The 21821-nt window shown below is 67.8% G+C and carries 30 protein-coding genes; 1 reads left to right on the top strand and 29 read right to left on the bottom strand.

Translation table 11 applies throughout. The features are described 5' to 3' along the window. Nucleotides 1-8 precede the first annotated feature (8 nt). The 12 genes from SOM11_RS05615 to infA form a co-directional block, all read right to left on the bottom strand. Nucleotides 9-1046 carry a YdcF family protein gene (locus SOM11_RS05615; RefSeq protein ID WP_320477448.1) on the bottom strand — a complete coding sequence of 346 codons (1038 nt, stop codon included), beginning with the start codon at nt 1044-1046 and terminating at the stop codon, nt 9-11. A 165-nt stretch (nt 1047-1211) separates the two neighbouring features. After that, nucleotides 1212-2573, bottom strand: coding sequence for a phosphoglucosamine mutase (glmM, locus tag SOM11_RS05610; protein WP_320477447.1), 1362 nt, complete (start codon nt 2571-2573; stop codon nt 1212-1214). 26 nt (nt 2574-2599) lie between these two features. After that, a complete protein-coding gene (rpsI, locus tag SOM11_RS05605) occupies nt 2600-3085 on the bottom strand; it encodes a 30S ribosomal protein S9 (RefSeq protein ID WP_192061047.1) in 486 nt (161 codons plus the stop codon). A 32-nt stretch (nt 3086-3117) separates the two neighbouring features. Next, complete coding sequence (gene rplM, locus SOM11_RS05600; protein ID WP_055799954.1) at nt 3118-3564, bottom strand: 50S ribosomal protein L13; 447 nt, start codon at nt 3562-3564, stop codon at nt 3118-3120. A gap of 173 nt (nt 3565-3737) precedes the next feature. Then, nucleotides 3738-4670 carry a tRNA pseudouridine synthase A gene (locus tag SOM11_RS05595; RefSeq protein ID WP_320477446.1) on the bottom strand — a complete coding sequence of 311 codons (933 nt, stop codon included), beginning with the start codon at nt 4668-4670 and terminating at the stop codon, nt 3738-3740. Between the two features lie 118 nt (nt 4671-4788). Beyond that, complete coding sequence (locus SOM11_RS05590; protein ID WP_320477445.1) at nt 4789-7494, bottom strand: ExeM/NucH family extracellular endonuclease; 2706 nt, start codon at nt 7492-7494, stop codon at nt 4789-4791. A gap of 190 nt (nt 7495-7684) precedes the next feature. Beyond that, complete coding sequence (gene rplQ / locus SOM11_RS05585; protein WP_192061045.1) at nt 7685-8248, bottom strand: 50S ribosomal protein L17; 564 nt, start codon at nt 8246-8248, stop codon at nt 7685-7687. Between the two features lie 51 nt (nt 8249-8299). Next, nucleotides 8300-9292, bottom strand: a complete 993-nt coding sequence (locus SOM11_RS05580; protein WP_055799947.1) for a DNA-directed RNA polymerase subunit alpha — start codon at nt 9290-9292, stop codon at nt 8300-8302. 188 nt (nt 9293-9480) lie between these two features. Continuing rightward, nucleotides 9481-9879: a 30S ribosomal protein S11 gene (rpsK, locus tag SOM11_RS05575; RefSeq protein WP_055799944.1), complete on the bottom strand. Its 399-nt coding sequence runs from the start codon at nt 9877-9879 to the stop codon at nt 9481-9483. A 45-nt stretch (nt 9880-9924) separates the two neighbouring features. After that, nucleotides 9925-10299, bottom strand: a complete 375-nt coding sequence (gene rpsM, locus SOM11_RS05570) for a 30S ribosomal protein S13 (protein ID WP_055799939.1) — start codon at nt 10297-10299, stop codon at nt 9925-9927. Between the two features lie 177 nt (nt 10300-10476). Continuing rightward, a complete protein-coding gene (rpmJ, locus tag SOM11_RS05565) occupies nt 10477-10593 on the bottom strand; it encodes a 50S ribosomal protein L36 (protein WP_043593327.1) in 117 nt (38 codons plus the stop codon). A gap of 68 nt (nt 10594-10661) precedes the next feature. Further along, nucleotides 10662-10883, bottom strand: coding sequence for a translation initiation factor IF-1 (gene infA, locus SOM11_RS05560; protein WP_043593329.1), 222 nt, complete (start codon nt 10881-10883; stop codon nt 10662-10664). A gap of 179 nt (nt 10884-11062) precedes the next feature. Here infA and SOM11_RS05555 point away from each other — a divergent pair, with 179 nt between their 5' ends. Further along, the gene (locus SOM11_RS05555) at nt 11063-12313 is read left to right on the top strand and encodes an LCP family protein (RefSeq protein ID WP_320477444.1); all 1251 of its coding nucleotides are present in this window, start codon (nt 11063-11065) and stop codon (nt 12311-12313) included. 54 nt (nt 12314-12367) lie between these two features. Here SOM11_RS05555 and map read toward each other — a convergent pair whose 3' ends face one another. The 17 genes from map to rplV all read right to left on the bottom strand — a co-directional run bounded on the left by map (nt 12368) and on the right by rplV (nt 21812). Beyond that, complete coding sequence (gene map, locus SOM11_RS05550; protein WP_320477443.1) at nt 12368-13201, bottom strand: type I methionyl aminopeptidase; 834 nt, start codon at nt 13199-13201, stop codon at nt 12368-12370. A 5-nt stretch (nt 13202-13206) separates the two neighbouring features. Further along, the gene (locus SOM11_RS05545) at nt 13207-13830 is read right to left on the bottom strand and encodes an adenylate kinase (protein WP_320477442.1); all 624 of its coding nucleotides are present in this window, start codon (nt 13828-13830) and stop codon (nt 13207-13209) included. Continuing rightward, the gene (gene secY, locus SOM11_RS05540; RefSeq protein WP_192061042.1) at nt 13827-15149 is read right to left on the bottom strand and encodes a preprotein translocase subunit SecY; all 1323 of its coding nucleotides are present in this window, start codon (nt 15147-15149) and stop codon (nt 13827-13829) included. Before secY ends, SOM11_RS05545 begins: the two co-directional genes overlap by 4 nt. A gap of 68 nt (nt 15150-15217) precedes the next feature. Continuing rightward, nucleotides 15218-15847, bottom strand: coding sequence for a 50S ribosomal protein L15 (gene rplO, locus SOM11_RS05535; protein WP_082475306.1), 630 nt, complete (start codon nt 15845-15847; stop codon nt 15218-15220). Further along, nucleotides 15847-16032: a 50S ribosomal protein L30 gene (gene rpmD / locus SOM11_RS05530; RefSeq protein WP_055799925.1), complete on the bottom strand. Its 186-nt coding sequence runs from the start codon at nt 16030-16032 to the stop codon at nt 15847-15849. The genes rplO and rpmD overlap by 1 nt, the downstream gene beginning before the upstream one ends. Next, a complete protein-coding gene (gene rpsE / locus SOM11_RS05525) occupies nt 16032-16790 on the bottom strand; it encodes a 30S ribosomal protein S5 (RefSeq protein WP_243214132.1) in 759 nt (252 codons plus the stop codon). The genes rpmD and rpsE overlap by 1 nt, the downstream gene beginning before the upstream one ends. Next, on the bottom strand, nt 16787-17158 hold the full coding sequence (rplR, locus tag SOM11_RS05520; protein ID WP_192061041.1) for a 50S ribosomal protein L18: 372 nt from the start codon (nt 17156-17158) through the stop codon (nt 16787-16789). Before rplR ends, rpsE begins: the two co-directional genes overlap by 4 nt. Before the next feature lie 2 nt (nt 17159-17160). After that, nucleotides 17161-17697, bottom strand: a complete 537-nt coding sequence (rplF, locus tag SOM11_RS05515; RefSeq protein ID WP_320477441.1) for a 50S ribosomal protein L6 — start codon at nt 17695-17697, stop codon at nt 17161-17163. Between the two features lie 6 nt (nt 17698-17703). Next, the gene (gene rpsH, locus SOM11_RS05510; protein ID WP_192061039.1) at nt 17704-18102 is read right to left on the bottom strand and encodes a 30S ribosomal protein S8; all 399 of its coding nucleotides are present in this window, start codon (nt 18100-18102) and stop codon (nt 17704-17706) included. A 141-nt stretch (nt 18103-18243) separates the two neighbouring features. Then, entirely contained in the window at nt 18244-18828 is a 585-nt protein-coding gene (gene rplE / locus SOM11_RS05505) for a 50S ribosomal protein L5 (protein ID WP_192061038.1), read from the bottom strand. Continuing rightward, nucleotides 18828-19187, bottom strand: a complete 360-nt coding sequence (gene rplX, locus SOM11_RS05500) for a 50S ribosomal protein L24 (RefSeq protein ID WP_192061037.1) — start codon at nt 19185-19187, stop codon at nt 18828-18830. The genes rplE and rplX overlap by 1 nt, the downstream gene beginning before the upstream one ends. Before the next feature lie 3 nt (nt 19188-19190). After that, nucleotides 19191-19559 carry a 50S ribosomal protein L14 gene (gene rplN / locus SOM11_RS05495; RefSeq protein WP_043593350.1) on the bottom strand — a complete coding sequence of 123 codons (369 nt, stop codon included), beginning with the start codon at nt 19557-19559 and terminating at the stop codon, nt 19191-19193. A 34-nt stretch (nt 19560-19593) separates the two neighbouring features. After that, nucleotides 19594-19890, bottom strand: coding sequence for a 30S ribosomal protein S17 (gene rpsQ / locus SOM11_RS05490; RefSeq protein ID WP_055799902.1), 297 nt, complete (start codon nt 19888-19890; stop codon nt 19594-19596). After that, nucleotides 19890-20219 carry a 50S ribosomal protein L29 gene (rpmC, locus tag SOM11_RS05485; RefSeq protein WP_192061036.1) on the bottom strand — a complete coding sequence of 110 codons (330 nt, stop codon included), beginning with the start codon at nt 20217-20219 and terminating at the stop codon, nt 19890-19892. Before rpmC ends, rpsQ begins: the two co-directional genes overlap by 1 nt. Then, nucleotides 20219-20638, bottom strand: coding sequence for a 50S ribosomal protein L16 (rplP, locus tag SOM11_RS05480; RefSeq protein ID WP_055799897.1), 420 nt, complete (start codon nt 20636-20638; stop codon nt 20219-20221). The genes rpmC and rplP overlap by 1 nt, the downstream gene beginning before the upstream one ends. Nucleotides 20639-20640: 2 nt before the next feature. Further along, complete coding sequence (gene rpsC / locus SOM11_RS05475; RefSeq protein ID WP_043593357.1) at nt 20641-21420, bottom strand: 30S ribosomal protein S3; 780 nt, start codon at nt 21418-21420, stop codon at nt 20641-20643. Further along, on the bottom strand, nt 21420-21812 hold the full coding sequence (rplV, locus tag SOM11_RS05470) for a 50S ribosomal protein L22 (protein ID WP_055799894.1): 393 nt from the start codon (nt 21810-21812) through the stop codon (nt 21420-21422). Before rplV ends, rpsC begins: the two co-directional genes overlap by 1 nt. Nucleotides 21813-21821 lie beyond the last annotated feature (9 nt).

Raw genomic sequence — 21821 nt, 5'->3', positions numbered from 1 at the left:
GGGTCGGTTCACACGGGCAGCAACGACCACACGACGCCGAGTGCGACGAGGCCCGCCGCCGCGAGGACGGCGACGGCGTTCAGTCGCCGGTGCTCGACCATGATCGCGATGTACTCGCGGAGGAACGCGCTCGGCACGTAGTAGGCGGCGGTCGGCGACCCGACGACCTGGGCGTCGCTGCCGATGGAGCGAGCCAGCAGCGCCGCACGCAGCACGTGGTAGTCGTTCGTCACGACGAGAGTGGCGCCGTCGCGGCCGTCCGCACGCTGCACCTCGCGCGAGAGGAGCAGGTTCTCGCGGGTGCTCGTCGACGCCGTCTCGGGGCGGACGTCGGCCGCGTCGACCCCCTGCCCGAGCAGGTACTCGGCCATGGCGTCGCCCTCGGCGCGGGGCTCGTCGGCCCCCTGCCCGCCCGAGGGGATGAGCACTGGGCGGGACCCGTCTGCGGCGACACCGCGGTAGACGGCCAGCGCCTTGTCGAGTCTGCTGCGGAGGAGGGGCGGCACCTCGCCTCGGATCAGGCCCGAGCCGAGCACCACGATCGCCCGGGGCGTCTTCGTGTGCCGGTAGCGGCTGTAGACGAGCGAGTAGAGACCGAAGGCGGCGAAGGTCGCGGCCGCGTAGAAGCAGCCGAACGCGACGAGCAGACCGATCGCGACGAGCAGCACGTCGACGACCGAGGGCAGGTCGAGCTGACTCGGCAGCGTCACGAGGACCACCGCGACGACGGGCAGCACGAGGATGGCCACGCCGGCGACGAGCGACAGCAGATTGCCGAGGCTGCGACCCTCCGATCGGAGCATCGTCACTCCGTTGCCGATCAGGGCGACGGCGAGCACGCCGACGAGCACGACGGCGAGCAGGGCTCCGAGCGTGACGAGCGACTGCTGCGCCGGCCCCGACCGGTCCAGCTCGACGAGCCCGGCGAGGAGCAGGCAGCCGAGGGCCGCCACGAGGAACACGCCGTTCCGCAGGCGACGGGCGTCGCGTCGGCGGCTGACGACGTAGAGCACCGCGAAGACGAGTGCGGGCACGAGGAGGATCATGCGCTCATGATGCCGGACTCCGCGCGGATCGGGCGCCGCGCCTCCTGCGCCATGCCCCTCGAGGAGTCACGACACGCCGCACCTCGCGCGGTCGCCGCGGCGCGTCGTGACTCCTCGACGGAGACGCGGATGCGCAGGCAGGCGGGGCCGGCCGAGAGGGCCGGGCTAGAGGGCCAGGCGCTCGCGCACGACGTCGGCCAGCGCGTGGGCGACGCGGTCGGCGGTGGACTGGTCCGCCGCCTCGACCATCACCCGGATAACGGGCTCGGTGCCCGACGGACGCAGCAGCACCCGACCGGTGTCGCCGAGCTCGTCCGAGAACGCCGCGACGGCCTCGGCCACCCCGGCGTCGGCTGCGAGTCGAGTGCGGTCGACGCCCGAGACGTTGATCAGGATCTGCGGGAAGACGGTCATGACGGTGGCGAGCTCGGCGAGGCTCTTGCCGGTCGCGGCCATACGCGCCACCAGCGACAGGCCGGTGAGGATGCCGTCGCCCGTCGTCGCGTGGTCGCCGAAGACGATGTGACCGGACTGCTCGCCGCCGAGGTTGAAGCCGTGCTCGGCCATGTCCTCGAGCACGTAGCGGTCGCCCACGCGGGTCTGTCGCACGGTGATGCCGTGCTCGGCCATGGCCCGGGTGAGACCGAGGTTGCTCATGACGGTCGCGACGAGGGTGTCGGACGCGAGCGCACCGCGCTCCTTCTGAGCCACGGCGATGATCGCCATGATCTGGTCGCCGTCGACGACGGCGCCGGTCGCGTCGACCGCGAGGCACCGGTCGGCGTCGCCGTCGTGGGCGATGCCCACGTCGGCCCCGTGCTCGAGCACGGCCCGGGCGAGGTTGTCGAGATGCGTGGACCCCACGCCGTCGTTGATGTTGAGACCGTCGGGGTCGGCGCCGATGAGCGTCACCTTCGCGCCGGCGTCGGTGAATACCTCGGGCGAGACCGCCGACGCGGCACCGTGAGCGCAGTCGAGGACGACGTGGATGCCGTCGAGACGGTTCGGCAGAGCGCCGAGGAGGTGGAGGACGTAGCGGTCTTCAGCATCGGCGAACCGGCGGATGCGACCGACGTCGCCGCCGATGGGCATCAGCTGCGGATCGTCCATCGCGGCCTGGATGCGATCTTCGACCTCGTCGGGCAGCTTCGTGCCGCCGAAGGCGAAGAACTTGATGCCGTTGTCGGGAGCCGGGTTGTGGGATGCGCTGATCATGACGCCGAAGTCGGCGCCGATGTCGTCGACGAGGAACGCCGCCGCGGGGGTCGGGATGACCCCGGCGTCGAGCACGTCGACACCCGAGCTGGCCAGACCCGCCGAGACGGCGGCGGTGAGGAACTCCCCCGAGATGCGGGGGTCGCGTGCCACGACGGCGACAGGTCGCCGCCCTTCGGCACGACGGGCATCGGCGTGATGCCCCTTCGTGAGCACCACCGCGCTCGCCTGGGCGAGGCCCAGGGCGAGCACGGCGGTCAGCTCACGGTTGGCGAGGCCCCGAACACCGTCGGTACCGAAGAGACGCGACATCGCGAGACCTGCCTTCGGGTGCGCGCTTAGCGCTTCGAGAACTGCGAGGCCTTGCGGGCCTTCTTGAGACCGGCCTTCTTGCGCTCGATGACGCGGGCGTCACGAGTCAGGAAGCCGGCCTTCTTCAGCGTCGCGCGGTTGTTCTCGCGGTCGATCTCGTTGAGCGAACGGGCGATGGCGAGACGCAGCGCGCCGGCCTGACCCGAGGGGCCGCCACCGGTCACCTTGACGGTGACGTCGTAAGCGCCGAGCAGATCGAGGACCTTGAACGGGTCGTTGATCAGCTGCTGGTGCAGCTTGTTCGGGAAGTACTCTTCGAGCGTGCGGCCGTTCACCACGAAGGTGCCCGAGCCCGGGACGAGGCGAGCGCGAGCGATCGCCTCCTTGCGGCGGCCGACGGCCGAACCGGAGACGTTCAGGACGGCGCGGGGCGTCGCCTCGGCCTCGGTGGACGTGCTCTCGGTGGTGAAGCTCTGGGGAGCCTGGTCGATGGAATCTGCGATCTGAGCCACTGTGTGGGAGTCCTTAAGTCTGAAGGCGGACGCTACTGAGCGACCTGGTCGAGGGTGTAAACCGTGGGCTGCTGAGCAGCGTGGGGGTGCTCGGCACCCGCGTACACCTTCAGCTTCTTGATCTGGGCGCGGCCCAGCGAGTTCTTCGGCAGCATGCCGCGGATGGCCTTCTCGACCGCACGCGTGGGGTGCTTCTCCACCATCTCGGAGTACGTGGTGGCCGTGAGGCCGCCCGGGTAGCCCGAGTGACGGTAGTAGAGCTTCTCGGCCAGCTTGGAGCCGGTGAGGGCCACCTTGTCGGCGTTGATGACGATGACGAAGTCGCCCATGTCCATGTGGGGGGCGAAGGTCGGCTTGTGCTTGCCGCGCAGCAGTGCTGCCACGTGGCTGGCCAGACGGCCGAGCACGACGTCGTTGGCGTCGATGATCAGCCAGTTCGGCTGAACGTCAGCCGGCTTGGGGGAGAAAGTGCGCGTCACAGTAGTGCTGCTTTCTTGTCGAGGTGAGAGGTTCGTGAATCCCGCTCCGGCGCCGTTCTCGAGGCAGATGCGACGAGAACGAATCAGGTGGAGGGCTCAACTTCGGGCGAAAGCGCGCAGTTGCGCAGACACCAAGGGGCAACGATACCCGACACCCCCAGGGGCGTCAAACGTCACTCGTCGACCTGGGCGGCCGACCGCTTCACCTGCGTCAGCTCGGTGCGCGCGGCGACCTCGTCGTCGGGCGGGTACCCGACCTCGACCATCGTGAGGCCGTGGGCCGGGACGACCCGGAACTCGCCGTTCCGCTCAGCCTCGCGGCGGATCCCCACGGCCCGATGCTGGGGCAGCACCCCCTCGCCCACCGCGACGCAGGCGCCGACGAGATTCCGCACGAGGTTGTGGCAGAAGGCGTCCGCCTGCACCGTCGCGACGAGCACGCCGTCGGCCTCGCGCCTCCATCGGAACTCCTGCAGTTCGCGGATGCTCGTCGCGTACTCGCGGTACCGGCAGTACGCGGCCCAGTCGTGCAGACCCAGCAGCCCGGCGGCCGTGGCGTTCATCAGGTCGAGGTCGAGCCGCTGGTCGTACCAGAGCGTGTGACCGCGCCGCGCGGGGTCGCGCTCGGCACCGCGATCGGCGATGCGGTACTCGTACCGTCGCCAGAGCGCCCCGAAGCGGGCATGGAACCCGGGAGGCGCGACCCGGCCTCCCGAGACGACGATCTCGTCGGACGCGCCGGCCAGCCCGTTGAGCCGCCGGGCGAGCACCGTCGGGGCGTCGAGCGGGGTCCTGTCGACCATGCCCCGGTGCGGGCGCTGCAGCTGCGCGATCTGGGCGTCGGTGAGATCCAGGTGAACCACCTGACCACGGGCATGGACCCCCGCGTCAGTCCGCCCCGCCACCGTCACGGTGGGGACGTCGCCGAGCCGGCGGAAGAGGGTGACCAGGGCCTGCTCGATCTCGCCCTGCACGGTGCGACGGCCGGGCTGCTCGCTCCACCCCGAGAAGTTCGTGCCGTCGTATGCGACGTTCAGCCGGATGCGCGTCAGGTTCGGCTGGCCGAGGGCCGCGTCGTCCGGGGTCGGCTCGTCGGTCGTCGTCACCCTGGGATTCTACGAGAGACGACGACAGGGCCCCGCGTCCACGACGCGGGGCCCTGCCGTCTCATCGGCGGGTCGGGGTCATCCGACCCGGCGGGTCGGGGTCATCCGACCCGGCGGGTCACCGCCAGCGCCAGCCGAACAGCTGCTTGAACCAGTCGATGACCGCAGTGACGATGGCCGTGACGATCTGGCCCAGGGTGGGTGCGCCTCCCCCGTGACCGGGCTCATCGGGCTGACCCGGGTCGCCCGGCTGCTCGGGCTCGCCCGGGTCGACGTCGCCGACCAGCTCGAGTCCGACGACGACCGGGTCGTGGTCGCTCGACCGGTACGGGCCGTCCGCGTAGAGCGGGGCCGCGTTGTAGTCGTACCGGCTGTACTCGAGCCCGACGGACTCGCCCGCGTTGATGTTCCAGATGTCCACGCCCGTGACGGCCTCGGCCGCGGCCGGGCTGGCGAGCACGTGGTCGAGCGATCCGCTCAGGCCGCCGAACACGTAGCTGTACTCGTCGGTCTCGGTCGAGCCCAGGTCGGTGTAGCCGGCGTCGCGCAGCACCTCGATCGGGTCCTCCTGCGAGTAGGCGTTGAAGTCGCCGACCAGGAACGCCTTGTCGGTCCCGGCGTCGGACTGGACCCGCGTCGAGAAGTCGGCCAGCGCCTCCGCCTGGTTGACGCGCGAGGCGTTCGAGGCGCCCTGCCCGTCACCGAGGTCGGCGTCGACCCCCGACCCGCTGCCCTTCGACTTGAAGTGGTTCGCGATGACGACGAAATCGGCGTCGGCGGGGGCGCCGACGGGCGCGAAGGTCTGCGCCAGCGGCTGACGGGCGTTGCTGAAGGCAGGCGCGTCCGTCAGGATGCGCGACTCGCCGACGGTCTCCGCGGTCGCCTTCTTGTAGATGAAGGCCAGGCGGATGACGTCCTCGTTGGCGGGGACGGTCGCGGGGGACGGCACGAACGCCCACTCGTCGGCACCCAGGTCGGCGTTCAGCGCGTCGACCAGGGTCGAGAGCGCCGCGTCGCGGTCCTGTCCGAATCGGGCCGAGTTCTCGATCTCCTCGAGCGACACGACGTCGGCGTCGAGGCCGTTGATGGCGGCCACGATCTTCGCCTGCTGACGCTCGAAGCTCGCCTGGTTCGCGGCGCCTCGCGCGTCGCAGCCGCCCTGGACGGTCACCGGGTTTCCGAAGCGGTCGGTGTAGTAGGTGCAGCCGCTCAGCTGGTCGCCCGTCGTGGGGAAGTAGTTCAGCACGTTAAAGCCGGCGAGTCGCAGGTCTCCCCCGACGTCGCGGGGCGCCTCCTCACGGATGTCCTCGAACGAGACGGGCAGGTCGGCCGTCTCGGTGTCGCCGGTGATCCGCTCGGTGGGCTGCAGCTTCCAGGTGGAGTTGCGGAAGTCGAGCACGAGGGGCTCGTCGAAGGTCACGGCCGCGCCCACGGTGACGGGGGCCTCGGTCGAGAGGTACGGCACGGGGATCCCCTGGTTCGAGGCCGTGAAGAAGTTCACCGACGAGCCGTCGTCGAGCACGAGCTTCCGGGCGGCGTTGTCGGCGACCGTCGCCGTGTACTCGGCACTGCCCGGGCGAGCGACCTCGGTCGGCTGGATGAGCGGCTTCGTGCCGGAGGCCAGCACGACCTCCCCGTACTGGTTCGTCGTGTAGACGTCGCTGACGGTGAAGTCGCCCTGCGGCGCGATGAGCATGCTCTCGAGCGCCTCGCGCTCGGTGTCGGTCTCGGGGAACCCGACCGTCGCGGGCACCGGCGCCGTCACGGACGCGGCGTCGAGCACGGCGAGGTCTGCGGCGGTGGCGACGGTCAGCTGGGTCAGACCGAAGTACTCGCTCGCCGTGCCGGTGGTCTCGACGTAGTCGCCGATGGACACCGAGGAGGCGGTGGCCGAGGAGTAGACGAAGACCGCGTCCGACGCGACGTGCGTCGCGGAGTCGAGCGCGCCTCCGGTGCCCGGAGTCTGGATGACGTAGCCGTTCAGACCGCCGGTCGGGTACGCCGCGGTCACGACGCCGCGGGTGGTCACGCGCTGCCCGGCGAACGGACTCGTATCGGTCGTCCCCTGCAGCTCGGCGATCGTGACGTCGACCCCGGGAGTCGGCTCGGTCGGCAGCTCGGGCTCGTCGGGGTCGGTCGGCACGTCGCCGCCGCCGGCCGAGTTCCGAGGCGTGACGTCGGCGGTGACGCTGAAGTCGGCGGCGTTCACGTCGGTGTCGACGTGGTCGGTGCGCGTCAGCGAGTTGGGCACGGCGTTGCCGCCGGAGGTCGCCGCGACCGTGGTCTCGTAGGTGTTCGAGGTGCCGTAGCCGAGCAGGTCGACGACTCCGTCGACACCCACCGAGGAGGCGCCGGTCGGCAGGGTCACGGCCGTCGCCTGGTCCGACAGCACGATGGTGCCGGTCGAGCCGCTCGGGTTCAGACCCAGCGTGGCGTCCGGCGTCGGCAGGGCCTCACCCGCGGTGCCGTTGCTGCCGAGCTGGACGAGGAAGCTGCCGCCCGCGGGGACGGTGCCGGCGAGGGCGCCGACACCGGAGACCGCGCTGGCCGTGGCCGCACGGTACTGCAGCGACCAGCCCGCCAGAGACACCGCGCTGGTCGTGGGGTTGTAGAGCTCCACGAACTTGTTGGTGAAGGGCGCGTTGGCGCTGCCGCCCTTCAGGTAGGCCTCGTCGATGACCAGGCCGCCGGCCACGGCGGTGGCGGTCGACGTCGCGGGCGCAGCGGTCGCCGCGGTGAAGGGGACGAGGGGTGTGACGAGGAGAGCGAGCCCGGTCGCGACGGCGATGTGCTTCCGGGTCAGAGGGCGGGGGCGAACGGACATGTGATCCTTCGTCGAAGAGGCAGGGATGAATCGACCCTACGTTTCTTGGTTCCTTCACAGGTTTCTGTCACATGTCGCCGAGATGAACACCCCCCGAGAGGGGTACGCCGCAGCCCCCCATGCGGTGGACCGGAGACGCCGAAGGGCCCCGCAGCACGGATGCTGCGGGGCCCTTCGAAGCGGAACGGGACTACTTCGTGTCGTCCGACTTCGCGGCGTCGTCCGACTTCTCGGCGGCGTCGGTCTCGACCTCGTCGGCGGCAGCCGTCTCGGTCTCGGTCTCGACGGGTGCCGACTCCTCGACGGTCTCGGTCTCCTCGACCGGGGCCTCTTCGGCGGGCGCGGCGGCCGCGGGGGCCGACGTGCTGCTCGACGACTTCACCTTGGGGGTGACGGGCTCGAGCACGAGCTCGATCGACACCATCGAGGCGTTGTCGCCCTTGCGGAAGCCGAGCTTCGTGATGCGGGTGTAGCCGCCCTCACGGTTCTCGACGAGCGGCGCGATCTCGGTGAAGAGCATGTGCGCGGCGTCCTTGTTGTTGCGCAGCGTCTGCATCGCACGACGACGCGACGCGAGGTCGCCCCGCTTCGCGAAGGTGACGAGGCGCTCGGCGACGGGGCGGAGGCGCTTGGCCTTCGTCTCGGTCGTCTTGATGCTCTTGTGCTCGAAGAGCGACGCGGCGAGGTTCGCGAGCATCAGACGCTCGTGAGCCGGGCCGCCTCCGAGGCGGGGACCCTTGGTGGGCTTGGGCATGATCGTTGTTTCCTAGCTGTCGAAGATGATCAGGGCGTCGGGAGACGAGACCTAGTTGGTCTCTTCCTCGTCGTAGCCGCTGTAGAAGTGGGCTCCGTCGAACCCGGGGACCGTGTCCTTGAGCGAGAGGCCGAGCTCCACGAGCTTGTCCTTCACCTCGTCGACCGACTTCTGACCGAAGTTGCGGATGTTCATGAGCTGCGTCTCCGAGAGGGCGACGAGCTCGGACACCGTGTTGATGCCCTCGCGCTTCAGGCAGTTGTAGCTGCGGACCGAGAGATCGAGGTCTTCGATCGGAGTCTGCAGCTCGCTCGAGAGGACGGCGTCGACCGGCGCGGGGCCGATCTCGATGCCCTCGGCAGCGGTGTTGAGCTCGCGGGCCAGGCCGAAGAGCTCGGTCAGCGTGCGACCGGCCGACGCGATGGCGTCGCGCGGCGAGATCGCCGGCTTCGTCTCGACGTCGACGACCAGGCGGTCGAAGTCGGTGCGCTCACCGGCACGAGTCGCCTCGACGCGGTAGGTCACCTTGAGGACGGGCGAGTAGATCGAGTCGATGGGGATCTGACCCGCTTCGCTGAACTCGCTGCGGTTCTGGACGGCGGAGACGTAGCCGCGGCCACGCTCGATGGTCAGCTCGAGTTCGAACTTGGCCTTGTCGTTCAGGGTCGCGATGACCAGCTCGGGGTTGTGGATCTCGACACCGGCGGGAGCCGAGATGTCGGCGGCCGTGACCTGACCGGCACCCTGCTTGCGCAGGTACGCCGTGATGGGCTCGTCGTGCTCGCTCGAGACGACGAGCTGCTTGATGTTGAGGATGACCTCGGTGACGTCTTCTTTCACACCGGGGACGGTGGTGAACTCGTGCAGCACACCGTCGATGCGGATGCTGGTGACAGCGGCTCCGGGGATCGACGACAGAAGAGTGCGGCGCAGCGAGTTGCCGAGGGTGTAGCCGAAACCGGGCTCGAGGGGTTCGATCACGAAGCGTGAACGGAACTCCGAGATGTTCTCCTCGGTGAGGGTGGGGCGCTGTGCAATGAGCACTGTGGATTCCTTTCGGCGAAGAGTCCGCTATATGACTCTTGGCGGTACGACAGGTGGCGGGCCGGTCGGGTCTGTTGAGTTGTGATGCCCCTGCCGGTGGTGCAGGAGGCGGTGCGAACGCGGTGTAGCCCGCCGCGCCTCCTCGACCCTGATACCGGGTGAGGGAGGCGCGACGGGCGGTAACTCAGTTAGACGCGACGACGCTTCGGCGGGCGGCAGCCGTTGTGCGCCTGCGGGGTGACGTCGTTGATCGAACCCACCTCGAGGCCTGCGGCCTGGAGCGAGCGGATCGCCGTCTCGCGACCGGAACCCGGACCCTTGACGAACACGTCGACCTTCTTGACGCCGTGCTCCTGCGCCTGTCGTGCAGCCGACTCGGCCGCGAGCTGCGCGGCGAAGGGCGTCGACTTGCGCGAACCCTTGAAGCCGACGGCGCCGGACGAAGCCCAGCTCAGCACGGCACCCGAGGGGTCGGTGATCGAAACGATGGTGTTGTTGAACGTGCTCTTGATGTGGGCCTGACCCACAGCGACGTTCTTCTTCTCTTTGCGGCGGGGCTTACGCGCGGCCGACTTCGGTGCTGCCAATTTTTTCTCCTACAACCTAAGGGCGAGTACGGCGGGAGCCGGGGCCTATCGAGCCTTCTTCTTGCCGGCGACGGTGCGCTTCGGGCCCTTGCGGGTACGAGCGTTCGTCTTGGTGCGCTGTCCACGGACAGGCAGACCGCGGCGGTGGCGGATGCCTTCGTAGCTGCCGATCTCGACCTTGCGGCGGATGTCGGCGGCGACCTCGCGACGGAGGTCACCCTCTACCTTGAAGTTGCCCTCGATGTGGTCGCGGAGAAGGACGAGCTGGTCGTCCGTCAGGTCCTTGACGCGGATGTTGCCGTCGATCTCGGTGTCAGCGAGAGTCTGGAGCGCACGGGTGCGGCCGACTCCGTAGATGTAGGTCAGTGCGACCTCCACGCGCTTGTCGCGCGGGATGTCAACGCCTGCTAGACGTGCCATGGTGGCTTCTCCTCAGAGAGTGGTGGAGGTCTGTCACAGCACCGGTGCCCGGGCCTCCGCCCCGGGGTGTCCCCGCGACCGCCGGAGCGTTCGTGGTTCTGGTGCTGCTTTGTCGATGTTGCTGTGGGCCGGCTCACCGGCCCGGCATCTTCAGACCGCGCGGACGCGGCCTGAGAACTAGCCCTGACGCTGCTTGTGGCGCGGGTTGCTCTTGCAGATGACCATGACGTTGCCCTTGCGGCGGATCACCTTGCAGTGCTCGCAGATGGGCTTGACGCTGGGGTTGACCTTCATTGCTGATTCCTTGATCTCGCTGGCTTCGTGCCCCGCGGGTGCGCGGGGCCGTTCCTTTCCAGCACGCCCTACTTGTAGCGGTAGACGATCCGGCCGCGGGTCAAGTCGTAGGGCGAGAGTTCGACGATCACGCGGTCTTCGGGGAGGATGCGGATGTAGTGCTGACGCATCTTGCCGGAGATGTGGGCGAGAACTCGGTGGCCGTTCGTCAACTCAACGCGGAACATCGCGTTGGGAAGAGCCTCGATCACTGCGCCTTCGATTTCGATGACACCGTCTTTTTTGGCCATAGCCTCACTGTCGCTCAGGTTCGGGGGTGTTGGTCGTGCGGGGATGCGGTGCGCTCTGTCAGATGAAGCCGACACAAGACACCAAGGGTCGATCTTATGTGATGCCGCTATAGTTCAGCAACCTGCGTTGTCGATGCGACACGCCGGATCGTCGAGACATGCCGAGACAGGGAGCCCGAATGCCCGGACGAACCACTCCGACGAGCCCCCGCGGCATCGCCCGTCACGGGCGGCTGCGACGTCGAGGTCCGGTCCGCCCTCTGCTCGCCCTCGTGGCGGGTGGGCTCGCCGTGGTGCTGGTCAGCGGCGCATCGGTGGCGGCGATCGCCGTCCGTTCGGCCACCTCCGAGGTCTCGACGGTCGTGCTGGGCAACGAGGACACCGTCCAGGACGTCCGGATCTCCGAGATCACCGGCGGGGCGAACATCCTCCTCGTCGGCACGGACGTCCGAGCGGCCGACAGCCAGATCGACGCCGGGACGACGGACGGCGCTCGAAACGACGTGACGATCCTCGTGCATCTCTCGGAGGACCACTCCCAGATGAGCGCCGTGAGCTTCCCCCGCGACATGATCGTCTCCGTCCCCGACTGCACGGGACCCGACGGCACGTACTACCCGGCCGAGACCCGCGTCCAGTTCAACACCACCCTCGATCGCGGTGGGCTCTCCTGCACGGTGTCCACGGTCGAGTCCATCACCGGGCTCGCGATCCCCTACGCCTCGGCGATCACCTTCGACGGCGTCATCGAGATGTCCAACGCCCTGGGCGGGGTCGACGTCTGCGTCGCCCAGCAGATCACGGACACGGACAGCGGCCTGGACCTCTCCCCCGGGACGCACTCCCTGCAGGGCGTCGACGCTCTGGCGTTCCTGCGCACCCGTCACGGCGTCGGCGACGGGAGCGACCTCGCGCGGATCAGCTCCCAGCAGGTCTTCCTGTCGGCCATGATGCGGCAGATCCTCTCCGTCGGCACGCTGTCCAACCCGGCGACGCTCTACAAGCTCGCCTCCGCGGCGCTCAGCAACATGGAGCTCTCGTCGACGCTGAACTCCCCCGACACGCTCGTGCAGCTGGCCTACGCCGCACGGGATCTCTCGCCGGCCGAGATCGTCTTCGTCCAGTACCCCGTCGTCGACGACCCCTACGACTCGAACCGGGTCGTGGCGTCCGAAGCCGATGCGGCGACGTTGAACGCGGCGCTGGCGGCCGACACCAAGTTCACGGTCGGCGACGAGAGCAACGGTCGCGCATCCGTCGCTCAGGATCCCAGCGCGGCGCCTTCCGCGCCCGCCAGCCCGTCGACTCCTGCGGCCGACGCGGAGGCCGCGCCCGCGGCACCTGCCACCGAGGCGCCCGTCTCGACGCTGCCCTCGACCATCTCCGGGCAGACCGCAGCGGAAGAGACCTGCAGCCTCGGCAACGGCTGATCCCACCGGGCGGAGTGCTGGCTCCACCACGTCGGACGCCGCGCTCGAGTCGCCTCAGGCGATCGGGACCGGCCTGATGCCCAGCGGGGCGAGACCGGCTGCGCCGCCGTCGGCGGCGGTCAGCACCCAGATGCCGTCATCGTGGACGGCGATCGAGTGCTCCCAGTGCGCCGCGTCGGACGCATCGACGGTCGAGACCGTCCACTCGTCGGCACCGGTGACGGTGTCGATCGTGCCGGAGGTGATCATGGGCTCGATGGCCACGACGAGGCCGGGCTTGACCGAGGGGCTGCGCCCCGAGACCCGGTAGTTGAAGACGGGCGGGTCTTCGTGCATGGAGCGGCCGATGCCATGACCCGTGTAGTCCTCGATGATGCCGAACCGGCCCTGGCTCTCGACGTGGTCTTCGATGGCGCCACCGACCTCGTCCAGCCTGCGTGCCGTCGCGAGTGACGCGATGCCGTGCCACAGAGCCTGCTCGGTGACGTCGTTGAGCCGCCGGCGCGAGGCGACGACGTCGGGACGCGAGGGATCGTCGATGACGAAGGTGCGGGCACTGTCGCCGTTCCAGCCGTCGACCTCGGCGCCGCTGTCGATGGAGACCATGTCACCCGCGCGGAGCACACGATCCCCCGGCATGCCGTGGACGACCTCGTCGTTGACCGACGCGCAGATGGTGTGGCGGTATCCGGGCACCAGCATGAAGTTGGGCACGCCGCCCCCGTCTCGGATGACGGCCTCGGCTATGGCGTCGAGCTCTCGGGTCGTGACACCCGGTCGGATGGCCGCGGCTACCGCGTCGAGCGATTCGGCCGTCAGGAGACCGGGACGGACCATGGAGCGCATCTCGTCCCGGCTCTTGTAGATGCCGGGTCTCCGCAGACCCACGCGGGTCAGGAGGCCGCGGCGGTGGAGCGGAAGCCGCGCTCGGTCAGCGCCGAGTCGATGCGTGCCGCCACCTCGGCGATGCTGCCCAGACCGTCGACCTCGACGAGCAGACCGCGTTCGCGGTACGTCTCGACCAGCGGCGCCGTCTCACGCAGGTACACGTCTTGACGGTGACGGATCGCCTCTTCGGTGTCGTCTTCACGACCCTGCTCGAGTGCGCGCTTGCGGAGACGCTCGACGATCTCGTCGCGATCGGCGACGAGCTGCACGACGCCGGTGAGCGACTCGCCCCGCTCGGCGAGATGGGCGTCGAGGAAGTCGACCTGAGCCATCGTGCGCGGGTAGCCGTCGAGCAGGAACCCCTCTGCGGCGTCGCTCTGCTCGAGTCGATCCGAGATGAGCTCGTTCGTCAGGCTGTCGGGGACGTAGTCACCGGCCGCCAGGATGGCCTTGACCTTGAGCCCCAGCTCGGTCTCGTTCTTGACGTTGGCACGGAAGATGTCACCAGTCGACACGGCGGGGATTCCGTACGCCTCGGCGATGGCCGACGCCTGAGTGCCCTTGCCGGCCCCGGGGGGACCCACGATGAGGAGGCGCGGGCTGATGTGTCCGTCGACACCGGTGCTCATCGGAGGAGCCCTTCGTAGTGACGCTGCTGGAGTTGCGAGTCGATCTGCTTCACCGTCTCGAGACCGACACCCACGATGATCAGGATGCTCGCGCCTCCGAAGGGGAAGTTCTGGTTCGCGCCCACGGTCGCCAGCGCGATCAGCGGGATGAGGGCGATGATGCCGAGGTAGAGGGCACCGGGGAGCGTGACCCGCGTCAGCACGTAGTCGAGGTACTCGGCGGTGGGGCGACCGGCGCGGATGCCCGGGATGAACCCGCCGTACTTCTTCATGTTGTCGGCGACCTCTTCGGGGTTGAAGGTGATCGCGACGTAGAAGTACGTGAACCCGACGATGAGCGCGAAGTACACGAGCATGTAGAGGGGATTGTCGCCGGACGTCAAGTTGGCCTGGACCCAGCTGACCCATGCGGGCGGAGCCGTGCCGTCGGCGGGCTGGTTGAACTGCGCGACGAGGGCGGGCAGGTAGAGAAGCGACGAGGCGAAGATGACGGGCACGACACCGGCCATGTTCACCTTGATCGGGATGTAGGTGTTGTTGCCGCCGTACGTCCGTCTACCGACCATCCGCTTCGCGTACTGGACCGGGATGCGACGCTGGGACTGTTCGACGAAGACGACGGCGGCCATGATGACGAGGCCGACCGCGATGACCATGAGGAAGATCTCGAAGCCGCGGGCCTGGGCGATGCTCCAGAGAGCCGTGGGGAACCGGGCGGCGATCGACGTGAAGATGAGGAGCGACATGCCGTTGCCGATGCCGCGTTCGGTGATGAGCTCGCCCATCCACATGATGAGGCCGGTACCGGCGGTCATGGTGATCACCATGAGCATGACGGCGTACCAGGCGTCGTTCGTGATGAGCTGGCTGCATTCGGCTGCGCCGGATCCGCTGAACAGGGCGCCGGAACGGGCCACGGTGATCAGGGTCGTCGACTGCAGGATGCCGAGGGCGATCGTGAGGTAACGGGTGTACTGGGTCAGCTTCGCCTGGCCCGACTGGCCCTCTTTGTAGAGGGTGTCGAAGTGCGGGATGACGACCCGGAGCAGCTGCACGATGATCGACGACGTGATGTACGGCATGATGCCGAGCGCGAAGACCGAGAGCTGGAGGAGGGCGCCACCGCTGAAGAGGTTGACGAGCTCGTAGAGACCCGATGTGCCGGTGTTGCCGGCGAGACAGAGCTGCACGTTCTGGTAGTCGACGAACGGTGCGGGGATGAACGAACCCAACCGGAAGAGCGCGATGATGCCGAGCGTGAACCCGATCTTGCGACGCAGGTCGGGGGTGCGCATGATTCGCGCGACAGCTCTGAACACGTGGTGCCTCCCGGTACGAGGATAGACGACTGATGGGGGTGGCCCTCTCGGGCCACCCCCTCAGGTGATTACTTGGTGACGGACCCGCCGGCGGCGACGATCTTGTCTTCGGCGGAGCCGGAGACCTTGTCGACCGCGACGGTCAGCTTGACGCTGAGGTCGCCCTGTCCGAGGACCTTGACCTTCTCGTTCTTGCGGACTGCACCCTTGGCGACGAGGTCGCTCACGGTGACGTCGCCACCCTGGGGGTAGAGCTCGCCGAGCTTCTCGAGGTTCACGACCTGGTACTCGACGCGGAACGGGTTCTTGAACCCGCGCAGCTTCGGAGTACGCATGTGGAGCGGCATCTGCCCACCCTCGAAGCCGACCTTGACCTGGTACCGGGCCTTCTGGCCCTTGGTTCCACGCCCAGCGGTCTTACCCTTCGAACCTTCACCGCGTCCCACGCGGGTCTTCGCCTTCTTGGCACCGGGAGCCGGACGAAGGTGGTGCACCTTGAGCACCTGGGGACGGGCGACGTCGTCGGACGACTTCGCGGCGGGAGCGGCCTTGGTGGTCGAACCCGTCGAAGCGGCGGCCTTGTCGGCAGCCGGCTTCTTGGCGGCTGCCTTGGGAGCAGCCTTCGTGGTCGTCGCCTTGGTGGCGGCGGCCTTCTTCGGAGCGGCCTTCTCAGCCGTCTCCTTCTTCTCGTCAGCCATTAGTCAATCTCCTCGACCTTCACGAGGTGGGCGACCGTGTTGACGTAGCCGCGGTTCTGCTTGTTGTCTTCGCGCACGACCGACTGGCCGATGCGCTTGAGGCCCAAGCTCCGCAGCGTGTCACGCTGGTTCTGCTTCTCGCTGATTACGGACTTGATCTGGGTCACCTTGAGGTTGGCGGCCATCATGCACCTGCCTTCGCGGTTGCTGCGTCACGCGCCGCCTGCTCTGCACGGACCATGAAGGCCGGCATGACGGCGTCGATGTCGAGCCCACGACGGGCGGCGACGGCACGCGGCTCTTCGAGCTGCTTGAGCGCCTCGACGGTCGCGTGAACGATGTTGATCGTGTTGGACGAACCGAGCGACTTGCTCAGCACGTCGTGGACACCGGCGCACTCGAGCACGGCGCGGACGGGACCACCGGCGATGACACCGGTACCGGCAGAAGCCGGACGCAGCATGACGACGCCGGCAGCGGCCTCACCCTGCACGGGGTGCGGGATCGTGTTGCCGATGCGGGGGACGCGGAAGAAGTTCTTCTTCGCCTCTTCGACGCCCTTGCTGATGGCCGTGGGGACCTCGCGGGCCTTGCCGTAGCCGACGCCGACGAGTCCGTTGCCGTCTCCGACCACGACGAGGGCGGTGAAGCTGAAGCGACGACCGCCCTTGACGACCTTGGACACGCGGTTGATCGTGACGACGCGCTCCAGGAACTGGCTCTTGTCGTCGCGGTCACCGCGGCCGCGGCCACCGGCGTTGCGATCTCCGCGTCCCTGACCGCCACGGCGGTCGGTACGACCACCCTCGCGGTTGTTGGACTCGGAGCCGGCAGCCGTCTCGACGGGACGCTCGACGACGGCCTCGGCCGGAGCCTTGGTCGCCTCGGTCGTCGCAGTCGCCTCGGGCTCGGCGGGGGGTGTGGTGTTCGTAGCGTCGCTCACAGGTTCAAACCAGCCTCTCGGGCGCCTTCGGCGATGGCCGCGACGCGTCCGGCGTACTTGTTGCCGCCGCGATCGAACACGACGGCCTCGATGCCCGCTGCCTTGGCGCGCTCGGCGACGAGCTCGCCGACCTTGCGGGACTTAGCGGTCTTGTCACCGTCGAACGACCGCAGGTCGGCCTCGAGGGTCGATGCGCTGGCGACGGTGAAGCCCTTGCTGTCGTCGACGACCTGCACGAACACGTGCCGGGCCGAACGGGTGACGACGAGACGGGGGCGCTCTTCGGTGCCCACGACCTTCTTGCGCAGGCGGGTGTGACGGCGCTTGGTGGCGGCCGACTTGCTCTTTCCTCGTGTACCGAGACCCATGATTACTTACCTGACTTTCCGGCCTTGCGGCGGACGACCTCGCCGGCGTAGCGCACACCCTTGCCCTTGTAGGGCTCGGGCTTGCGCAGCTTGCGGATGTTGGCGGCGACTTCGCCGACGGCCTGCTTGTCGATTCCGACGACCGTGAGCTTGTTGTTGCCTTCGACCGTGAAGCTGATGCCCGCAGGCGGCTCGACGGTGATGGGGTGCGAGTAACCGAGGGCGAACTCGACGTTCGAGCCCTTGGCCTGGACGCGGTAGCCGGTTCCGACGACCTCGAGGCCCTTCGTGTAGCCCTGCGTCACACCGATGATCTGGTTGGCGATGAGGGTACGCGTGAGGCCGTGCAGCGAACGCGACTCGCGCTCGTCGTCGGGGCGGGTCACGACGACCGTGCCCTCTTCGAGCTTGGCTTCGATGGGGCTCTTCACGATGAGCGACAGCTCACCCTTGGGGCCCTTGACGGTGACGGCCTGGCCGTCGATCTTCACGTCGACCCCGGCAGGGATCGAGATGGGGAGTCTTCCGATTCGAGACATGACGAGTTACCACACGTAGGCGATGACTTCTCCGCCCACGCCCTTCTTCTGGGCCTCACGGTCGGTCAGCAGACCGGAGGAAGTCGACAGGATGGCTACACCGAGTCCACCGAGCACCTGAGGGATCTCGGTCGACTTCGCGTAGACCCGGAGACCGGGCTTCGACACGCGCTTGATGCCCTTGATGGAGCGCTCACGGGCGGGGCCGTACTTGAGGTCGATGGTGAGGGTCTGTCCGACGCGGGCGTCTTCGACCTTCCACGACTCGATGAAACCCTCGCGCTTGAGGATCTCGGCGATGTGGGACTTGAGCTTGCTGCTCGGAAGCGACACGGTCTCGTGGAAGGCCGAGTTCGCGTTGCGCAGTCTGGTCAGCAGGTCTGCGACCGGATCTGTCATCGTCATGCGATTGATCTCTTTCTCATCCGGTTTCGACATCCGGTACACCGGGTGCCGACCTGGACGATCGGGTGGTCGCAGAGCGAATCTCTGCGACCTCAGGGGAACGGTCGGCAACTCGACGTGCGAGTTGCCGACCGGACGATCTTACTTGGCCGAGTCGGCCGAACGGAACGGGAAGCCGAGCGCCTTCAGCAGCGCGCGCCCCTCGTCGTCGTTCTTGGCGGTGGTGACGACGGTGATGTCGAATCCACGCACGCGGTCGATGCGGTCCTGATCGATCTCGTGGAACATGCTCTGCTCCGTGAGACCGAACGTGTAGTTGCCGTTTCCGTCGAACTGGCGGTCGCTGAGACCACGGAAGTCGCGGATGCGGGGAAGAGCGAGCGACAGCAGCCGGTCGAGGAACTCCCATGCACGGTCGCCGCGAAGCGTCACGTGGGCGCCGATGGGCTGACCCTCGCGGAGCTTGAACTGGGCGATCGACTTGCGAGCCTTCGTGACCTGCGGCTTCTGACCCGTGATGGCGGTGAGGTCCTTGATGGCACCGTCGATGATCTTGCTGTCACGGGCGGCCTCGCCGACACCAGTGTTCACGACGATCTTGACCAGGCCGGGGACCTGGTGGACGTTCGTGAAACCGAAGTCGCTCTTCAGCTGCGGAAGGATCTCCGCGCGGTACTTCGCCTTGAGGCGCGGCAGCGCAGTCGGAGTGGTGGTGGTGTCAGTCATCAGAGGTTTTCTCCCGACGCCTTGGCGTAACGGACACGGACGGTCTTGGTGACGCCGCCCTTGGTGACCGTCTCTTCACGGAAGCCCACTCGCGTCGGCTTCTTGGTCTTGGGGTCGACGATGGCGACGTTCGACACGTGGATGGGTGCCTCGTGCGTCTCGATGCCACCGGTCTTCGTGCCGCGCTGCGTCTGGCCGACGCGGACGTGCTTGGTGACGAGGTTGACGCCCTCGACGACCACGCGGTTGCGCTCGACGAGGACCTCGAGGACCTTGCCCTGCTTGCCACGGTCGCCGCCACGCGTCTGCGTCGCGCCGGTGATGACCTGAACCAGGTCACCCTTCTTGATGTTTGCCATGACTTAGATAACCTCCGGCGCCAGCGAGATGATCTTCATGAACTTCTTGTCGCGAAGTTCGCGACCGACCGGCCCGAAGATACGGGTACCGCGGGGGTCCCCATCGGCCTTCAGGATCACTGCGGCGTTCTCGTCGAACTTGATGTAAGAGCCGTCCGGACGACGGACCTCTTTCTTGGTGCGAACGATGACGGCTTTGACGACGTCACCCTTCTTGACGTTTCCGCCGGGGATGGCGTCCTTCACCGTTGCGACGATGACGTCACCGAGACCCGCGTAACGACGGCCGGAGCCTCCGAGGACGCGGATGGTGAGGATCTCTTTCGCACCGGTGTTGTCGGCGATCTTGAGGCGGGATTCCTGCTGAATCACTTGTGTCTCCTTCTACGCAAGCAGGCCGCGAGGCCTACTTCGCCTTCTCGAGGATCTCGACCAGGCGCCAGCGCTTGGAGGCGCTGAGCGGACGGGTCTCGCTGATCACGACGAGGTCGCCGACACCGGCCGCGTTGGCCTCGTCGTGCGCCTTGACCTTGGACGTGCGGCGGATGACCTTGCCGTACAGGGGGTGCTTGACGCGGTCCTCGACCTCGACGGTGATGGTCTTGTCCATCTTGTCGCTGGTCACGTAGCCGCGACGGGTCTTGCGGTAGCCGCGGGTCTCGACGGCTGCCGAGTCGACCTCGGTCTTGTTCTCGGTAGCCATTACTTCTCCTCGGCGGTCTCGACGGTGTCGGCGGCGGGCGCCTCGTCGGCGGCGGCCTTCTTGGTCGACTTCTTGGTCGCCTTGGGAGCGGCCTCGACGGCGACGGGGGTGGCACGGATGCCGAGCTCGCGCTCACGCAGGACCGTGTAGATGCGAGCGATGTCGCGCTTCACGGCACGCAGGCGGCCGTGGCTCTCGAGCTGGCCCGTGGCCGACTGGAAGCGCAGGTTGAACAGCTCTTCTTTGGCCTTCTTCAGCTCGTCGACCAGACGCTCGTCTTCGAAAGTGTCGAGCTCGGTCGGACGGAGCTCTTTGGATCCGATCGCCATTATGCGTCGCCCTCCTCGCGCTTGATGATGCGTGCCTTGAGGGGCAGCTTGTGGATCGCACGAGTGAGTGCCTCGCGCGCGATTTCGTCAGACACGCCGCTGAGCTCGAAGAGCACGCGACCGGGCTTGACGTTGGCGACCCACCACTCGGGCGAACCCTTACCGGAACCCATGCGGGTCTCGGCGGGCTTCTTCGTGAGGGGACGGTCGGGGTAGATGTTGATCCAGACCTTGCCGCCGCGCTTGATGTGACGCGTCATGGCGATACGAGCGGACTCGATCTGACGGTTGGTCACGTAAGCGGGCGTGAGTGCCTGGATGCCGTACTCACCGAAGCTGACCTTGGTGCCACCAGTGGCCTGGCCACTGCGACCGGGGTGGTGCTGCTTGCGGTGCTTGACACGACGGGGGATAAGCATGGTTACGCCTCAGCTCCTGTGGTGGCGGGTGCCTTCTGCTCGCGGGGAGCGCGGTCGCCCCCGCCGCGACGGGCACCGTCACGGTCGTTACGGCGCTCGGGGCGAGACGACTTCTGGTTCGCCTGCTCGCGTGCGAGCTCCTTGTTGGTGATGTCGCCCTTGTAGATCCAGACCTTGACACCGATGCGACCGAAGGTGGTCTTGGCCTCGTAGAAGCCGTAGTCGATGTTCGCGCGGAGCGTGTGCAGGGGCACGCGGCCCTCGCGGTAGAACTCCGAGCGGCTCATCTCGGCGCCGCCGAGACGACCGGACACCTGGATGCGGACACCCTTGGCACCGGCGCGCTGCGCGCCCTGGAGGCCCTTGCGCATCGCACGACGGAACGCGACACGAGCAGCGAGCTGCTCGGCGATGCCCTGTGCGACGAGCTGAGCCTCGGCCTCGGGGTTCTTGACCTCGAGGATGTTGAGCTGGATCTGCTTGCTCGTGAGCTTCTCGAGGTCGCCGCGGATGCGCTCGGCCTCGGCGCCACGACGACCGATCACGATGCCCGGACGGGCGGTGTGGATGTCGACGCGGACGCGGTCACGGGTGCGCTCGATCTCGATCTTGGCCACGCCGGCGCGGTCGAGCGAGGTCTTGAGCAGGGTGCGGATCTTCACGTCTTCGGCGACGTAGTCGCTGTAACGCTGGCCCGGCTTGGTGCTGTCGGTGAACCACCGCGACACGTGGTCGGTGGTGATGCCCAGACGGAAGCCGTACGGGTTTACTTTCTGGCCCATTACTTGCTCGCCTTCTTCGTAGCGTCGGCAGCCTCGACCTCATCAGGCGTCGCGAGGACGATCGTGATGTGGCTGGTGCGCTTCAGGATCTGGAAGGCGCGCCCCTGGGCTCGCGGCTGGAACCGCTTGAGGGTTGCACCCTGATCGACGAATGCACGGCTCACGTAGAGGTCCTGCTCGTCGAGGTAGCTGTTGTCTTTGTCCGCCTTGACACGGGCGTTGGCCATGGCCGACGCGACGAGCTTGTAGACGGGCTCGCTCGCACCCTGGGGCGCGAACTTCAGGATGGCCAGGGCCTCGAGGGCCTGCTTGCCGCGGATCAGGTTGACGACGCGACGGGCCTTCATGGGGGTGACGCGGATGTGACGCACGCGTGCGATCGACTCCACCATTTCTCTCCT

This window comes from Frigoribacterium sp. CFBP9029 (genome assembly GCF_034045305.1).
GTDB lineage: Bacteria > Actinomycetota > Actinomycetes > Actinomycetales > Microbacteriaceae > Frigoribacterium.
The sequence above is the reverse complement of the archived record's forward strand: the minus strand, read 5'-3'. Positions and strand labels throughout refer to the sequence as shown.

Excerpts from the sequence above, each read along its gene's own strand:
- rplQ (WP_192061045.1), bottom strand. The coding sequence starts at position 8,248 with ATGCCCAAGCCCACCAAGGGTCCCCGCCTCGGAGGCGGCCCGGCTCAC.
- rpsH (WP_192061039.1), bottom strand. The coding sequence starts at position 18,102 with ATGACGATGACAGATCCGGTCGCAGACCTGCTGACCAGACTGCGCAAC.
- SOM11_RS05615 (WP_320477448.1), bottom strand. The coding sequence starts at position 1,046 with ATGATCCTCCTCGTGCCCGCACTCGTCTTCGCGGTGCTCTACGTCGTC.
- SOM11_RS05555 (WP_320477444.1), top strand. The coding sequence starts at position 11,063 with ATGCCCGGACGAACCACTCCGACGAGCCCCCGCGGCATCGCCCGTCAC.
- rplR (WP_192061041.1), bottom strand. The coding sequence starts at position 17,158 with ATGGGTCTCGGTACACGAGGAAAGAGCAAGTCGGCCGCCACCAAGCGC.
- rpsC (WP_043593357.1), bottom strand. The coding sequence starts at position 21,420 with ATGGGCCAGAAAGTAAACCCGTACGGCTTCCGTCTGGGCATCACCACC.
- rpmC (WP_192061036.1), bottom strand. The coding sequence starts at position 20,219 with ATGGCGATCGGATCCAAAGAGCTCCGTCCGACCGAGCTCGACACTTTC.
- SOM11_RS05545 (WP_320477442.1), bottom strand. The coding sequence starts at position 13,830 with ATGAGCACCGGTGTCGACGGACACATCAGCCCGCGCCTCCTCATCGTG.
- rplP (WP_055799897.1), bottom strand. The coding sequence starts at position 20,638 with ATGCTTATCCCCCGTCGTGTCAAGCACCGCAAGCAGCACCACCCCGGT.
- SOM11_RS05590 (WP_320477445.1), bottom strand. The coding sequence starts at position 7,494 with ATGTCCGTTCGCCCCCGCCCTCTGACCCGGAAGCACATCGCCGTCGCG.
- rpmJ (WP_043593327.1), bottom strand. The coding sequence starts at position 10,593 with ATGAAGGTCAACCCCAGCGTCAAGCCCATCTGCGAGCACTGCAAGGTG.
- rplX (WP_192061037.1), bottom strand. The coding sequence starts at position 19,187 with ATGGCAAACATCAAGAAGGGTGACCTGGTTCAGGTCATCACCGGCGCG.
- infA (WP_043593329.1), bottom strand. The coding sequence starts at position 10,883 with ATGGCCAAAAAAGACGGTGTCATCGAAATCGAAGGCGCAGTGATCGAG.
- glmM (WP_320477447.1), bottom strand. The coding sequence starts at position 2,573 with ATGTCGCGTCTCTTCGGTACCGACGGTGTTCGGGGCCTCGCCAACCGT.
- rplE (WP_192061038.1), bottom strand. The coding sequence starts at position 18,828 with ATGACTGACACCACCACCACTCCGACTGCGCTGCCGCGCCTCAAGGCG.
- rpsM (WP_055799939.1), bottom strand. The coding sequence starts at position 10,299 with ATGGCACGTCTAGCAGGCGTTGACATCCCGCGCGACAAGCGCGTGGAG.
- rpmD (WP_055799925.1), bottom strand. The coding sequence starts at position 16,032 with ATGGCCGCCAACCTCAAGGTGACCCAGATCAAGTCCGTAATCAGCGAG.
- rplV (WP_055799894.1), bottom strand. The coding sequence starts at position 21,812 with ATGGTGGAGTCGATCGCACGCGTGCGTCACATCCGCGTCACCCCCATG.
- rpsQ (WP_055799902.1), bottom strand. The coding sequence starts at position 19,890 with ATGGCTACCGAGAACAAGACCGAGGTCGACTCGGCAGCCGTCGAGACC.
- rplO (WP_082475306.1), bottom strand. The coding sequence starts at position 15,847 with ATGGCTGACGAGAAGAAGGAGACGGCTGAGAAGGCCGCTCCGAAGAAG.
- rplF (WP_320477441.1), bottom strand. The coding sequence starts at position 17,697 with ATGTCTCGAATCGGAAGACTCCCCATCTCGATCCCTGCCGGGGTCGAC.